Origin of the sequence: Mesorhizobium sp. M0771 (genome assembly GCF_040320155.1) — a bacterium.
In the GTDB taxonomy this organism is placed as follows: domain Bacteria; phylum Pseudomonadota; class Alphaproteobacteria; order Rhizobiales; family Rhizobiaceae; genus Mesorhizobium.
In genome coordinates, this window is record NZ_JAMYPC010000022.1 from 34,674 (window position 1) to 48,507 (window position 13,834).

Genomic DNA, 13,834 nt, shown 5'->3' on the forward strand with positions numbered 1-13,834 from the left:
CGCCTGCGAGCGATAAAACGCATACGCCATCAGCGCCGAACCGAAGCGCGGCTTGACCTTTTTGATACTCGCGCAAGCGCCGTCGGGTCTTCTCGGACCGCACCCGATCCTTGCGCTGGATCGCGTCGTTGCTCAATCCGGGCCGTGCGGGCGATCTACTCGCTCGTCGACCGGCAGGCTGTGCAGCAACAGCCAAGCCGAACAGCCCGATGTCGCGGGCTCGACAAAACCGACCACGGATGTCGGTTGTCGGACGTTGTCACAAGAATGATGGACAGGTGATCATCAGCGGCGGGCCCAGGCTGGCATTGCTTTGGTGCAGCGCCATGGCTACCCCTATCCGGCACGCGACTTGCTTCGACAATTTGATCAGCAGGGCAGAGGTGATTGACCAGTCCCTCAACCCTAACGGGGATAAGCGGCCGCTTTGCTTCATGACCGGAGCGCGGCGGTGATGCCCCTCTGATCGACTTCGCAACCCATCTCATCCGCGGGTGCAGGTGGGCTGTATCAGATCTAGAAGGCGCCCGACAAGAGACGTGCCCATGCTGGAAATCGACTTTATGAACAGCGGTGCAATCTCAATTGAGCCATGAACGCCAATGTAGAGAAAACAAAATGGCGACCAACCCCGTTCCAGATCATGTCCCGCCCGAAATGGTGAGGGACTTCAGCCTGTTTACATCGCCAGGGATGCCACCAACACCAAACGGGGATCCACACGCAGCTGTCGCTTGCGTACATGACGGGCCTCCGATCTTTTACTCCCGCTACAACACGCAAGATGGCCGGGGTACCTGGGTCATCACCCGTGCTGCGGACCAGCGGAAGGTGCTGCAGGACGCAGAGACTTTTTCCAGCCATCGCAGCATCTTCTCCTCCATACTGGGTGAGAACTGGCCGACGATCCCGCTTGAGCTCGATCCACCGGCCCATGGCGTCTTTCGCTCACTGCTTAATCCGCTGCTTTCGCCAAAGCGGGTGTTGGCTTTGGAACCGGCTGTCCGCGAACGGGCGGTCGAGCTGATCGAAAGGATCGCCGCGTCGCGCACAAGCTGCGACGTGATGAAGGATTTTGCCTTTCCTTTTGCGGTGAGCACCTTTCTTCGCTTTCTGGGGTTGCCTGATGACCGACTCGATACATTCGTCGGCTGGGGGAAAGATCTGCTCCACGGCGACGATAAGGAACGACCTGTGGCTGCCCGGACGATCGTGGCATTCATCGACGAACTTGCAGCCATGCGCCGCGATGAGGCGGTTGACGATTTCATGACCTTTATAGTGCAGGCACAGGTCGAGGGCCGCCGGCTGACTGACACCCAAGTCCGCGGCATCGGCGTGCTTGTCTTCGTCGCTGGGCTCGACACGGTCGCAGCAGCTATAGGCTTTGACTTGGCGTACCTCGCACGCAACCTCAAAGATCAGCAATTGCTGCGGAGCGAACCGGACCGCATCCCGCTCGCAACCGAAGAATTGCTGCGGGCCTATCCGCCCATTCAGTTGATCCGCGTGGCCACGAAAGATATCGACTTCGAAGGCGCGCCGATCCGGAAGGGGGACTATGTTTCCTGCGCCACGATGATTGCCAATCGTGACCCGGCGGAATTCGAATGCCCCAACACGATTGATTTGGAGCGGGAGGACAACCGCCACGCAGCGTTTGGCTATGGTCCCCACCGTTGCCTTGGCTCACACCTTGCCCGGCGCGAGATTGTCATTGGCCTGGAGGAGTGGCTGGCGCGCATCCCGGCTTTCAGGATCAAGCAGGGTACGGCGCCGATAACTTCTGGCGGCCATGTGTTCGGGATCGAAAATTTGATCCTGTACTGGTCTTAGGCCCGCCCCGAGCCCGGGCACAGACAATGGAGGCAGCGCCATGCGCATCATCGTCCAAAAGGCCAAATGCCAGGGCCACGCGCGATGCGCGGCGCAAGCGCCGGACATCTTTAAACTCGATAATGACGGTTACATCCTGCCTGGTGACATTGAAGTTGCGGAAGGGGAGGAACTGCCTGCATCACGAGGCGCGCGATCCTGTCCTGAACGTGCGCTGGAACTCACTCGCTGACGCTCTGGATGAGACGGCATTCAACCGTGAGTCTGGCGGCTTGAACCATGTGGCCGCACTCAGCACGCGACCTCTGTCCCGCACTGTTCACGTCCAACTCTGCGGGGCAAATTCCGGCGCCAGTGTTCCCCGTGAGGCGCAAACGGCAGGGCCGGGGTTCGCGAACCTCTTCGAATCACAGAATTTGCGCCAGAGCCGATGGACCAGACGAGAATTGCCGAACTACTCGACGCGAGGCGACCCGGAGTGCCGTACCGAAGAACTGCCCGACCCATTTTGCGGCAGGTCGGGTCTCTGCATGATTTGATAGGGCGAAACCAGGAGAACGCACCATATTTGCCCAACATTATGCCCGGCTCAGCACCGGCCAATGGCCGCAGCTGGAGAGAAGGTTCGACCAGCATGTGCTTGCCTGTGTGCTTTCACGTGCGCTCGAGGAGATCGAGGCCGGCGAGGCGACGGCGACGGAGGCAACCGGACTTTCGCGCGTCGAGTTGCGCGATGTCCTGTCCCGCTGTTTCCCTGCTTTTCCTATCAACGCGTTTGCCTTGGAAGAGGGGAGCGAGCCTGAGCCGGATCTGGAAGAAGAACTTCTGCGCGGACTGCTGCTGGCGCATGCCCGGCCCGACGACAAGGCAAGCGCCCGCTTCGCCAAGATCATCGCCCGGCGTGCCATGCGCAATGACCACCTCTGGCAAGACCTTGGCCTTTTTAGTCGAAGCGACCTCGGCCGCCTGCTCGCCTCGCATTTTCCGACGCTGGCGGCCGGCAACACCCAAAACATGAAATGGAAAAAATACTTTTACCGAAAGCTCTGCGAGGCCGAAGGCTTTTCGCTGTGCAGCTCCCCCAGTTGCCGGGACTGCAACGATTTCGAAAGCTGCTTCGGCCCGGAGGAAGGCGAAAGCCGCCTCACACGGACCAAGGACAACGCCCAGGATTGAGAGCCGCTTGCGTCAGTCGTACAGCGTCAGAGCTCGCGCCGCGCCATCTGTCTGTTGTCAAATCTCGACGGACGCCTTGGGGGATTTGAATACTGTGCGCTCGCGATGCTCGCTTCGGCGGGTCGTTGTCATGGCAGGCGCGAGTCGAATGTTTGTTAGATGCCGCCACAACCTAAGCCGGCATCATCAATCGCTACAAGCGCAAGGAGTTGAAGGACACGTTGCGCGATCTTGAGCAGGCCGGACTTGGTGACCAGCTCGTTAGGTTTTCCAATTCATGAGTGGCTAGAGCGATGGCTGTACTGGCGTTCGATCTCGTTTATTTTTCCGGCCTGACGGCAGACCAACTGCTAGGCAGCGTCATCTCACTTCTGGCGTGTTTGCTCCTTTATAACGCTCTGGCTCCGGACCGAGTTAATCGATAGGTCGGCGGCCGCTCGGCGTCACTGCTAATGCCCTGATACGATTTTAGGAAACGGGGTCTGCAGTGTTTTCTTCCGCTTCGGCGCCACATAGCTTTCAACCAGGCGAAATGCTCGACGTCGACAGTTACCAGCGGCCGTAGGTTGATGGTCACCGTGTTTGGCGCTCAGAACTTCCTCCGTGCTAGTCAATGGCGAGCATCGGAAGCGATTTTGCAGGTTTTGCGCTGACGGGATTCTGGCTCGGCCCGCCGGTCGGGTTCGTCAAAGGTGCTAATATAGCGTTGTATGTCCGATCGGCGGTAGTAGCCGCTTACTGATCGCCGGACGGTCATCCCTGAACTTTGTTGCACCGCACCTGGAGTGCTTAGGGAATGATATTATCTGACAAATGGAAAAATCACGTAGGAGCCACAGTAAAATTTTATTATATCTGACTCCTGAGAATTACCAAGTAATGATCCAAGAACGAATCTTTCGCGGGCCGTTAAGTTGTTTTTCAACTCTAGTGCGTCACTATGGGGTCCGTAGGTCCCAAAAAATGTCCCATCCTTTGCAGGGCAACAAGGAGGCGTACTATGGCAAGAATTTTTGAAATTCTTACGGGCAGTCTGACTGCCGGATGTGTTGTCGTAATTCTTTGCATGCCAGCGACTGCAGCTGGAATTAATGTCGGAGGCGTCGGCGGGGTATCCGTCGGCAGCGGAGGCGCCAGCGCTAATGTGGGCGGCAACAGCGGCGCTACGGCTAGCGTATCCCTAGGCGGTTCTGGGGCAAATGCCGCAGCCTCCGTCGGCGGCACTGGCGGAGCGACTGCTTCCATCGGCACCGGCGGCGCCAATGTCGGTGTCGTCACCGGGGTCGGTACCGACGTAAATGTCGGCGTTGGAACCAATCCAGCCGCCAACCCCAGCAACCCGACCGCTTCGAGCAACCCGAATCTGGCTCGCGTTGTCGGCGATATGTCGAACGCCCAGGTCACTCGGATGAAGAAGCGCTGCGTCGAAGTGCTTAGCAACGAAGATACCTATGATCGTGACCTGCGCCGGCTCTGCTTGCTGATCTCGCGCCGCTAACCAGCGACCCCTTTCCGACCTGTCGGGGCTGTCGACATGACACTCTCCAGTTCCGGCAGTGGAAGCCCGCCCGCCGAAAGGTTGGCGGGCTTTACAGTCAGCGTTTTTCCATCCGCAGCAGGCACGATGTTTAGGCACTTTCGCGTATGTAAACGTTGACACTTAAGGCGCTTTCGCCTCGTAGGCAAGTTGTGTAACGCCTTGTTCTTGAACAAAAAATGTGAGAACGCCTAGTTGCTTAAGCGAAAAGCGCCTTACCGAGCGGATATCAAAAATAAACATTGTAGCGATCTTGCAACCGCCCGAGGCCGCTTTTACGCGTTCGGAGCAAGTCTAAGGCCGATAAGTCATCGTTTTGCTTATGTTTCTTCACGTCACGGCGGCGGTAGGTGTAGCCGGGAATGTCCTGCAAATGGAACGTATTGCCGGGAGGCGAGTAGCGGTAGATAAATCCGAATTGGTCGGTGATCCCGTTGACGCTCGTATAAGTGATCTCGCCATACAGATACATATGGAAGGGAACCCGCCCCTATGTGAGTATCGGACAGGAAAAGCTCATTCAGCACATGGTTTGTGATAGGGCCGCCGCGATCAAAAGCTGCAGGGCTAAGAGCATCGTCTGCCCCGAGCACCCGTTCAACGTCATTGATTTCTCCGGGATGGTAATGCGGAGTTGGCGGCAAGTTGCAAAGCCGGAGGCTCGCCCGAATCTCGTTTATGATGGCAGGAGTGCGTCCGAAATTCTTGATCGAGTATGCCGCTTCCGGAATTGGTCTTTTGTTGTCGGGCTTGTCAGCCCAATCTTGCGTCACCCCCACCAACGGTTTGGTGGCGGTGACGAACAAATACGGGCGCTCGATATCGAGCAAAGCCTTTTCGGCAATGTCGGCGCTGCGCTGGGTGTGCCTAGCAGCCTCTTTGGCGTAGTAAGCAGCGGCCATAGCAGCGGCGAGCGTGAAAGCACCCACGATAGCGCCAATGGTGGTCCAGTTCGCCGACTGTTGGGCAGCGTCGGCAGCGTTCCACTGGGCACACAGATCGGAACTGCGTCATCGTGACCTGCTTGGCATGGGTTAGTGTAACTTGGGGGTTCATTTGCCTGTTGGACTGGCGGAGGGCTTGCCGCAACAGGGTTGCCTATGGTCTCTTGATGCTGTTCGGAATGTTGGGGCTGAGTGCTCTTGCGCTCGTCTGGCGGTAAAGCCGCCCCGAGTAAAACTACTCCGAAAGCCGCAATGAGGATGCCCCGATAGCGTCTAAGCATTGCAGTAAGAACGCAGCGCTAAAGCCCCCCGGCTTATTTGGTTGTTCAAATTTCGCTCGGTTTCGTGAATGTCCATAGTCGCCAATTTTTCGGCGAGTTGGGCATAGGTAACGCCCTTCCGCTTCAACTCTGACTTCAAAAGGTTCTTGGCTTTCGTCTCGTATTCGACGGTCTGCGGGTCGTCCTTGCCTGCCATAGCCTCGCCTCAAAAAATATCATCACAGTCGGTGGTACAGGCCCCTGTATTTGGCGATACAAGCCCCGCATATAACCGGATATGATGACAATGGCCCAACACTTCCTCCTTTCCGCCGAAAGCCGCTCCCTTTCTCTGAAAGAGATTTACAAGGGTGGCGAGGAAAAGGCTTACGACGCGTTCAAGCGCCTTCGCTGGGCTTCGACTCAAGGCGAGCCTGTTTGCCGGAAATGCGGGTGCCTGGATCATTACGACATTCCGACCCGTCGCAAGTTCAAGTGCGCCGCTTGCGGGGGCGCAGTTCTCGGTTACGAGGGCACGATCTTCGCCTTGGCGCAAGCTGTCGTTTGTCGATCTGCTCGCCGCGATCTGACTGTTTGTTAACGGCGCGAAGGGCATGTCGGCGGTCCAGTTCTCTCGCGATCTGGACGTGCAGTACAAGACCGCCTTTGTGCTGGCTCACAAGCTGCGCGAAGCCTGTCGGCTGAAACCAAGAACGAAACCCTTGAAGGCGAGGTCGAGATTGACGGCGCTTACTTTGGTGGCGTGGTGCGCGCCGAGGGCGCGCGCTTCTGCTACTGCGCGAACGCCTCTGGAGTCGATTTTTAGCAGCTCATTGGCGTGATCTTCAGTTCCTTCGCCACAAAGCCCGGCGGAGAAGAGTATGCTGCCTGGCCTATTCATTGGCCCAAGTCCGCTTGCCACGGCAGCTATCGTTGTCATTTTTACATCAGACGATCGTCTCGTGAGCAGTGGACCGCAAAGTTGCGAAGACGCAGTTGCCCTTTGCTTCTACTGTGCATAGAAGCCATTTGTGCGGGCAGAGGTACAAAAATGGGTGCGGTGCTGTGGGAATAAAATTCGAAAAGCTAAATAAACTGCGGGAGTCTCTACTAGAGGCAAATCACGATTTCCGCGCCAGCACCCAATTGTTCAATAGCTTGGATGTCGCGAAAATTGATCGCGAAATGGATCTTGAAGGTCGTGGAACGCAGCGAGGCGAGGCTAACCAGCCCCCGAAAACGGCCAAGAATTTCGACGATATAGAGCACACAGTTATCGAGAGGGTCGAGGACGAAAAGAAGGCCGCACATCACACACTCGAAGACAGCCTACAGCTACTCTCCGGCCGATTGGCTGGCCTCGACTTTGAAGAGCAGTTTGGTCTGATCCGTCAGGCGAACGCCGCCAGTGTTTCCGATTTCAAGGCCTCGATCGCGGTGGGCCTGGACGAACTTCACGGATTGCGCAAATCGCTCAACGATGCGGAGAAAGAACACGACTGGTTCAAACAGAAGCACGGGCTTGTCCGGGCTGTGAGGGTTCAACACGGAGCGGCCCATGTTTTCCGAGTGTCCCTGCTAATCTTCCTGTTCCTCATTGAAACGGCGATGAACGGAAATTTCCTCGCAAAGGGAAATGAACAGGGATTCTTTGGCGGGCTCCTCGAAGCCGCCGCTTTCTCGTTTTTGAACATCGGCGCCGCTCTGCTGTTCGCAATATTCTGTGCACGCCTGGTGACTCACAGATCGCTTTTTGTGAAGTTGATCGGCGCGCTGTCGATAGTGGCCTATATCGGCTTGGCATTGACCATAAACCTAGCGCTTGCGCATTACCGCGAGGTTAGCGGGTCCTTTGTGGACGGAGCCGGCGTCGAGGTCGTGCGCAGCATGCTCGCCAATCCGGCTGGCCTTATGGACGTGAAATCCTGGCTTCTGTTCGGCATTGGTCTCATGTTTTCGATCTTTGCGTTTATCGACGGCTGGTTCGTTCTCGACCCATACCCGGGCTATGCGGGTGTCGAAAACAGATTGGTGGCTCGCCGGGAAGACTACATCGAGCGCAAGAGCGAGCTCATCGAGGCTCTGCAAGAGGTGCGCGATGAGCACAACGAGAAGGTGGAGGACATCGTCAAGCGGCTGGGGAGCAGACGCAGGGAGCATCGAGCGATCATCGACCATCGGTCGAGGCTGCTGACGCTCTTTGCGCAGCATCAAGACCAGCTGGAGCGAGCCTGCAACCAGCTTCTCTCAAAGTACAGGGAGGCCAATTTCCAGGCCCGCACAGAGCCAGCGCCAAAACATTTTGCCACACCCTACAAACTTGAGCGCATAAAACCCCTGATATCGTCCGACGATGAATGGAGCGAGAAGGACCTGGGCGCCTCAATTCGTGACGCGCAGGAAGAACTCAACGCTCAGGTGCGGCTCATCGGGCTGGAATGCGAGCGCGGGATCGAACAGTACCGAGATCTCGACAAGCTTCATCCGGATAGCGTGAATGGCTAGGCGGGGTCGCAGAAGAAAGAAAGGCAGTGGCGGCACAATTGTCGCAGCAGCCGGATTGGCCGTGCTGTCGGCTGTGATGCTGGCCGGTTTTGTTTGGATGTGGTCGACATCCGGGAAGGACCAAATCGACATCAGCACGAATTGCCCACTGAACGGACCTGTGAGCCTGACAGCGTTCTTGATCGACGCCACCGACCCGATTTCGCCGATAACCATGGCGGATCTGAAGAATGAATTCCGCAAGACCATTGGGCGCGTCGAGCCTGGCGGTTATCTCAAGATATTGACGCTGGGCGCGAGGCCCGGCGACCTGACTGTGATGTTTGATGGATGCAATCCGGGCGACGGCTCGACGGTCGACAGCTGGACGAACAATCCGTCTCGGCGGCAGAAGAAATGGGAAGATGCGTTCGAGGACCCTTTGACGAACCTTCCCGACCAGATTCCCAATGGAGAATCCGCGAGCCAATCTCCGATCATGGCCGGAATTCAGAAAATCAAACTATCGCTATTCGATAGCAGTTTGGCGAAAGAGAAGACCGCTAAGCGAATAATAGTCGCGTCAGATATGATCGAACATACGGCGCTGTACTCACAATATCGTTCGGGTCTCGATTATCAGAAGTACCTTGATAGCGCGGCTGACAGGACTTACGGGACATCGCTCGATGGCGTCGGGTTTACGATACTCTACGTCGATAGGGCGAAGAAGCCATTTGGCTCTTTCGAACATGCAGAGTTCTGGACCCGGTGGGTTCAAAGCCATCATGGTGATTTTGAGAAGCTGGTAGGGTTGGAGGGGTTAAACTAATGGCCAAGAAGCGAGGGGAGTCGTTCTTAGGACATCCGAGCCTGCCCCTTTTCGTCTTTGCGACGCTAACCCTGGGTGGCTGCGTGTTCATCGCAATAGCCAAGCTGTCGGGCGTAGACCCTATAATGGCGGCGAGCGCACCGGTGTGCCTGATGCTCATCTATCTTGCCGCGTCCGTCTTCACCGGCAAGCTACGGCTCCACGATGAGCAAACAGGCGACAATCTCTACTACATGGGTTTCCTGTTTACGTTGACGAGTCTCGGCGTATCGCTGTTTCAGTTTGGTTCCGAAGGATCCACCGACACAATCGTGAGGAACTTTGGTATCGCGGTGACGTCGACGATCACGGGCATTGCTTTGCGGATCTTTTACAATCAGATGCGCCGCGATCCTGCCGACATCGAACGGACGGTCAGGCACGAACTCGCGGATATGACGCGGCGTGTAAGAGCCGAGATGGAAAGTGTAACCAGGGAATTCGCTGACTTTCGCCGCGTAAGCAATCAGATGTTGGAGGAGGGTTTTGCCGAAATCGCCGTTCAAGCGGAGCGGAACGGAGAGCACATAAGATCGGCCCTGGATAAAATCGCGATGGAATCGATCAGACCAGTTCAAGAGGCCTCGGGAAAGCTCAGCAATGCTTTGAGCCACAATTTTGGGCAGATCGAAAGTCAGTTCTCGTCGATCGCACAGCGCGTCGAGGCGGCAGCCGATCTGCTCGACAAAGCCAACAACTCAATGTCCTCTTCAGTTGGCAGACTGGGTGAACAGGCCGAAAGCGTAGCCACCAAGTTGGAGAAGGTTGTCGTCCCTGATGAGGTCCTTAAGAACGATCTGGCGCCGATGGTGAAACTTCTTGGCAGCGCGGTCGCTCAGTATGCTGTCAAAACAGAGACGGCTTCGCAGGAACAGCAAGCCCGCATGGCGGGCATCGTTGATGCTGTGGCTAAAGTGGCCGCAGGTGTGGAAAAGGCTGTGGCAGCCGCAGAGCAAACAGCGGAGAGCGTCCAAGCGCAACAACGCTTGACCCAGGCGCTTGCCGCAGTGGTGCAAAAGCAAAGCAAGGACACCGGAGACCTTGTCGCAACCTTGGCAGGAAGAACCCTTCACGCGCCGAGGCCTGTTCCCCCTCTCAACGCTCCTATCGCGATTGAACAGCCATTGGCAGATCTGGCCGCAAATGACACCGTCGAGAGCGCACCAATTCGGGTCGAGCCTGAGCCCCAACCAGACGCTTTCCAAACTCTGGGAAGCGAGCCTCCCGCCGAACGAACGGAACCGCCTAAGCGAACCAGTTGGTGGGGCAGGTGAGTGACGCTGGCGGGACTTCGGTCGCCTTCGAGCGCAAGGGTTTTGGCCGCGGTTTGATACTGGGCCTGACCATGGCCGAGACGATGCTGCTTTTGGTGTTCTGCCTGTTGCTAGCAGCCGGTGCTATCATCACGAAAAAGCAGAAAGAGACCGATGAGGCACTGCGAGCCACTCAATCAAACAAGGAAAACATGCAGAGGCTCGAAGCCGAGAACAAGCGGCTTCTGGCTCAGATAAAAGCGGTGTTTCAGCCCACGAGGGGAGGAACCGTTCCCGACGAACAATGGCGCGAGCTGGTCCTTGCCAAGGATGCTGTTCAGTCGGTCAAGGAAGCAGGTATTTCTCTGGAGGAGGTCGTGCGAAATGCCCCTGTCGCGAAAGTCCTTGCGGACAACGACATAAGCATTGATCAGACCAAGGCCATGATAGATGCGGCGAAGGTCTTGAGAGAATTCGGTTACGCCGGCACCGACAAAGGGCTGCAGGATCTGGCTGATGTGCTCAAGGAGGCTGCAGAGCCGACGCAAGCAGCAAAACCTCACGATTGGCCGCCGATCATCAGTCTCAGCGAACTGGATGGCTATAATTTCGATACCGGAAGCGCAGAGCTTTCGAAGCCGTTCAAAACAAAGTTGCGCGATCTGTCAAAGACAATCGCGGGCATTGCAACGTCGTACGGTGTCGACGTGATTGAGGTGATCGGACACACGGATGAGCAGGCAATGGCGGGCGAATTCTCCAACATGGACAAGGGGCTCCAACCGGTTTTGTCCGGGAAAGTGGAAATTGGCTCGCTCCATCCAGCCGACAATGCCGGCCTTGGGCTGGCGCGAGCGATTTCCGTGACGAGCATCCTCAGCGACATGCCCGAATTGAAGGGGTTCACCATTCTGCCGATGTCAGGCGGCCAGCTCATACTGCCCGGCGATCATCTCACTGACGGCGCGCAGATGGGCGATGTGAGAGCTCGAAGACGCATTGAGATTAGGGTGAGGCAGCGGTCCAAATTGGCGCCGGTTGGTGACGCCAAGCCATGAATTGGACGAAACACCGGCGCCTTAGCCGGTACGGCAGTTGAATTGGGGGGACTGGCGCATGGGGTTTTACGTTCGAAAATCGATCAGTGCGGGACCATTCCGCTTTAACTTTTCGTCCGGTGGGGTTGGCGCTTCCGTTGGCGTGAAGGGCCTCCGCATCGGCACTGGGCCAAGAGGTCACTACATCCACGCCGGCGTGGGTGGGCTCTACTATCGTGGCACTTTAGGCAAGGCCAGCGCGAAGAAGGTAGTTCAGCTCTCTCAGACCCCATCTGCGCCGCAACCCCGTCCACAATCCTCGCGCCCGGAATACGTCTCTGACGGCGTCGTGATGAGAGAAATCGAGTCCCGCGATGTGGTGGAGATGCGTGACGAGACATTCGCCAATGTGCTCGATGAAATCAATGCCAGGCAATCGCAGACGCGGCTGTCCGTAGCACTCGCGGTTTTGTTCGGGATTGCAGGTTTCCTTGTGGGGACCAAGCTCGGAGGTGCCGCACCGGTGCTGGGCATCGGTGCCTTTGTGCCGGGTATGCTCATTGGCAAATGGTTTGACAGTTACCGCCGGGTGAGCGTGCTCTATTACGATCTGGAAAAAGACGCGGAGGCCGCCTACGGGCGACTTGTCGGCGCGTTCGAAACTCTCACCGGCTGCGCAGGGAGATGGCATGTCGCTGCCGGCGGCAGATAGAGGATCTGACTGCTTGGAAGCGAAATGCCGGGGCCAGCATGCTGGTCGACAAAAAGCCCACGACACTTACAAGCTCCTTGCCGAAGGTTGTACGCAGCAACGTTACTCCTCCTTCAATCCATGTGGGTCGGCAGGTGCTCTTCTTCATGCCTGACCTAGTGCTGGTGAAGGACGGAAACCGATACGGCGCAGTCGGATATGCCGATCTGCAGACCCAATTCGCCCCGAGTAATTTTATCGAGACCGGCAAAGTTCCATCTGATGCGGAGATCGTGAGCTACACCTGGGCTCACCCAAACAAAAACGGCGGGCATGACAAGCGCTTCAAAGACAATCGGCAGATCCCTGTATGCCGCTACGAAGCCTTGCGGTTTTCTAGCCCGTCCGGACTTAACGAGTTGGTGGAATTTTCCAAGACAAACGTCAGCCAGCCCTTTTGCCAGGCTCTATCGGCACTCGCGCAATTGCATCGAAGCTCCGACCGCCAATTCATAACGCTAAATGCGCACACTAGGGAGTGATGGTTGGGGATGGGCTCAAAGCGTGAGCCCAGGTCAGCAAACGCCTTCGCACGGAATCCCGTCGCTATCTCGATCCAACTTGCTCCCCCATGAGCAGTTGGCGAGATACCAACGTGCTTCTTCGCAAGATGAAATCTGCGTGCACAAGCGGCGAGGTTGGCATGAGTAGCTCTGTGCTACTTGGCGACGGCTGACAAGCCCAAGGGGGCTTTTGGTTGGGCTCGCAGATTCGGCATGTTGTTCGCGCCAATCCCAAGGGTTGTCAAACGTCCCAATCCAGATTCCAACCCTTGCGCTTTCAGCATAAGTTTGCTGTTGCGCATAGGCGCCGTGGCTATAGCGGGGCCAGTCCAAGGCTTGGCCATGTTCGACCATCCAGGACGCGACGCTGACACCGTCCGCGCGCCGACAATCACCGACGAAGCGACGGTACCGATCCCATGAAACAAATGTGCATTGGACAGGCTGCGAAGCCGCAAGGAAATTCGCCAATGCTTCGGCCGCCCGGCGCCCGCAGGGGTATTGATGTGCGCTAGCGTCATTGCAGTATTGGCGGCTTTCGGGTGCATCGATGCCGTTGAAGCGGACGCGCTGCCCGTGGATCTCTATCGTGTCTCCATCAATCACCGATGCTATGCCTACTATCGGCGCCCGTCTCGACCCGGCCGAGTTTGCTATATCGAGACCACGTAACTGGTCACCCGAGCCTGTAAAATAGTGGGTCGCGTAAGCAGCCAAGGCCACCACGATCACCAGGATCAGAGGCAAGCGCACATCTGGAGAGAAACGTCTGCGGACGATTGGTTCAGCGCCGCGCCTTGGTCGCGCGCGGCGACGATGAGAATAGCGATTGTTATTCAATTTCCGATCCTTTGCGAAACGCAAGCTGCATGATTTGTAACGTGCCTCTGCACCATTCATAGGCGCCTTTTTCGCTGGCGCTGGTTTGCCTTGTAGTTCGGCGCTTTGAACACCATGGTGCCTTCGCAGATCAGCCCGAAGTCACGACTTTGTAGTTACCTTTTCCGTAAACACGACCATCTTTCCGCGCTGGAGCCTACAAGTTTTCTCGGAATGAAATTAGGAGGCCGATTCAAAAAGAAGTCGGCTTGTGCGCCAGTTGGGCGTGGCCGGCGAGGCGGATGCCAGAGCTGCCAACACCTCGTCTACACGTATGATGGCATTTTGTCCGAAAGGGAACCT

Annotated in this window: 14 protein-coding genes and 1 pseudogene; 12 read left to right on the forward strand and 3 right to left on the reverse strand. The window is 56.9% G+C overall.

Annotated features, from left to right (window positions below):
• The first annotated feature begins 618 nt into the window (after nt 1-618).
• The 4 genes from NKI05_RS26805 to NKI05_RS26820 all read left to right on the forward strand — a co-directional run bounded on the left by NKI05_RS26805 (nt 619) and on the right by NKI05_RS26820 (nt 4,510).
• Nucleotides 619-1,836 (forward strand): cytochrome P450, encoded by a 1,218-nt coding sequence (locus NKI05_RS26805; RefSeq protein ID WP_352793538.1) that lies wholly within the window; start codon nt 619-621, stop codon nt 1,834-1,836.
• Between the two features lie 40 nt (nt 1,837-1,876).
• Entirely contained in the window at nt 1,877-2,068 is a 192-nt protein-coding gene (locus tag NKI05_RS26810; RefSeq protein WP_081725572.1) for a ferredoxin, read from the forward strand.
• Between the two features lie 332 nt (nt 2,069-2,400).
• Entirely contained in the window at nt 2,401-3,012 is a 612-nt protein-coding gene (locus tag NKI05_RS26815; protein ID WP_352793614.1) for a nitrogen fixation protein NifQ, read from the forward strand.
• A gap of 1,000 nt (nt 3,013-4,012) precedes the next feature.
• Nucleotides 4,013-4,510: a hypothetical protein gene (locus NKI05_RS26820; protein WP_352793540.1), complete on the forward strand. Its 498-nt coding sequence runs from the start codon at nt 4,013-4,015 to the stop codon at nt 4,508-4,510.
• A gap of 268 nt (nt 4,511-4,778) precedes the next feature.
• Here the strand turns inward: NKI05_RS26820 and NKI05_RS26825 are convergent, their stop codons facing one another.
• Nucleotides 4,779-5,021, reverse strand: a complete 243-nt coding sequence (locus NKI05_RS26825) for a hypothetical protein (protein WP_023806332.1) — start codon at nt 5,019-5,021, stop codon at nt 4,779-4,781.
• A 22-nt stretch (nt 5,022-5,043) separates the two neighbouring features.
• Here NKI05_RS26825 and NKI05_RS26830 point away from each other — a divergent pair, with 22 nt between their 5' ends.
• Entirely contained in the window at nt 5,044-5,568 is a 525-nt protein-coding gene (locus tag NKI05_RS26830; RefSeq protein WP_352793542.1) for a hypothetical protein, read from the forward strand.
• A gap of 198 nt (nt 5,569-5,766) precedes the next feature.
• Here NKI05_RS26830 and NKI05_RS26835 read toward each other — a convergent pair whose 3' ends face one another.
• On the reverse strand, nt 5,767-5,970 hold the full coding sequence (locus NKI05_RS26835; RefSeq protein ID WP_352793544.1) for a DUF6471 domain-containing protein: 204 nt from the start codon (nt 5,968-5,970) through the stop codon (nt 5,767-5,769).
• Between the two features lie 90 nt (nt 5,971-6,060).
• Between NKI05_RS26835 and NKI05_RS26840 the strand changes: the two are divergent.
• The 7 genes and pseudogenes from NKI05_RS26840 to NKI05_RS26870 form a co-directional block, all read left to right on the forward strand.
• Nucleotides 6,061-6,540, forward strand: a pseudogene (locus tag NKI05_RS26840) (transposase); the annotation flags it as partial.
• A gap of 284 nt (nt 6,541-6,824) precedes the next feature.
• Nucleotides 6,825-8,258, forward strand: a complete 1,434-nt coding sequence (locus NKI05_RS26845) for a hypothetical protein (RefSeq protein ID WP_023706372.1) — start codon at nt 6,825-6,827, stop codon at nt 8,256-8,258.
• Nucleotides 8,251-9,069: a hypothetical protein gene (locus tag NKI05_RS26850; protein ID WP_352793546.1), complete on the forward strand. Its 819-nt coding sequence runs from the start codon at nt 8,251-8,253 to the stop codon at nt 9,067-9,069. Before NKI05_RS26845 ends, NKI05_RS26850 begins: the two co-directional genes overlap by 8 nt.
• The gene (locus NKI05_RS26855; RefSeq protein ID WP_352793547.1) at nt 9,069-10,382 is read left to right on the forward strand and encodes a methyl-accepting chemotaxis protein; all 1,314 of its coding nucleotides are present in this window, start codon (nt 9,069-9,071) and stop codon (nt 10,380-10,382) included. The genes NKI05_RS26850 and NKI05_RS26855 overlap by 1 nt, the downstream gene beginning before the upstream one ends.
• A complete protein-coding gene (locus NKI05_RS26860) occupies nt 10,379-11,419 on the forward strand; it encodes an OmpA family protein (RefSeq protein WP_352793548.1) in 1,041 nt (346 codons plus the stop codon). Before NKI05_RS26855 ends, NKI05_RS26860 begins: the two co-directional genes overlap by 4 nt.
• A gap of 58 nt (nt 11,420-11,477) precedes the next feature.
• Complete coding sequence (locus NKI05_RS26865; protein WP_352793549.1) at nt 11,478-12,110, forward strand: DUF4236 domain-containing protein; 633 nt, start codon at nt 11,478-11,480, stop codon at nt 12,108-12,110.
• A 38-nt stretch (nt 12,111-12,148) separates the two neighbouring features.
• Nucleotides 12,149-12,631 carry a hypothetical protein gene (locus NKI05_RS26870; RefSeq protein WP_352793551.1) on the forward strand — a complete coding sequence of 161 codons (483 nt, stop codon included), beginning with the start codon at nt 12,149-12,151 and terminating at the stop codon, nt 12,629-12,631.
• Between the two features lie 33 nt (nt 12,632-12,664).
• Here the strand turns inward: NKI05_RS26870 and NKI05_RS26875 are convergent, their stop codons facing one another.
• Nucleotides 12,665-13,552: a thermonuclease family protein gene (locus tag NKI05_RS26875; protein ID WP_352793553.1), complete on the reverse strand. Its 888-nt coding sequence runs from the start codon at nt 13,550-13,552 to the stop codon at nt 12,665-12,667.
• Nucleotides 13,553-13,834 lie beyond the last annotated feature (282 nt).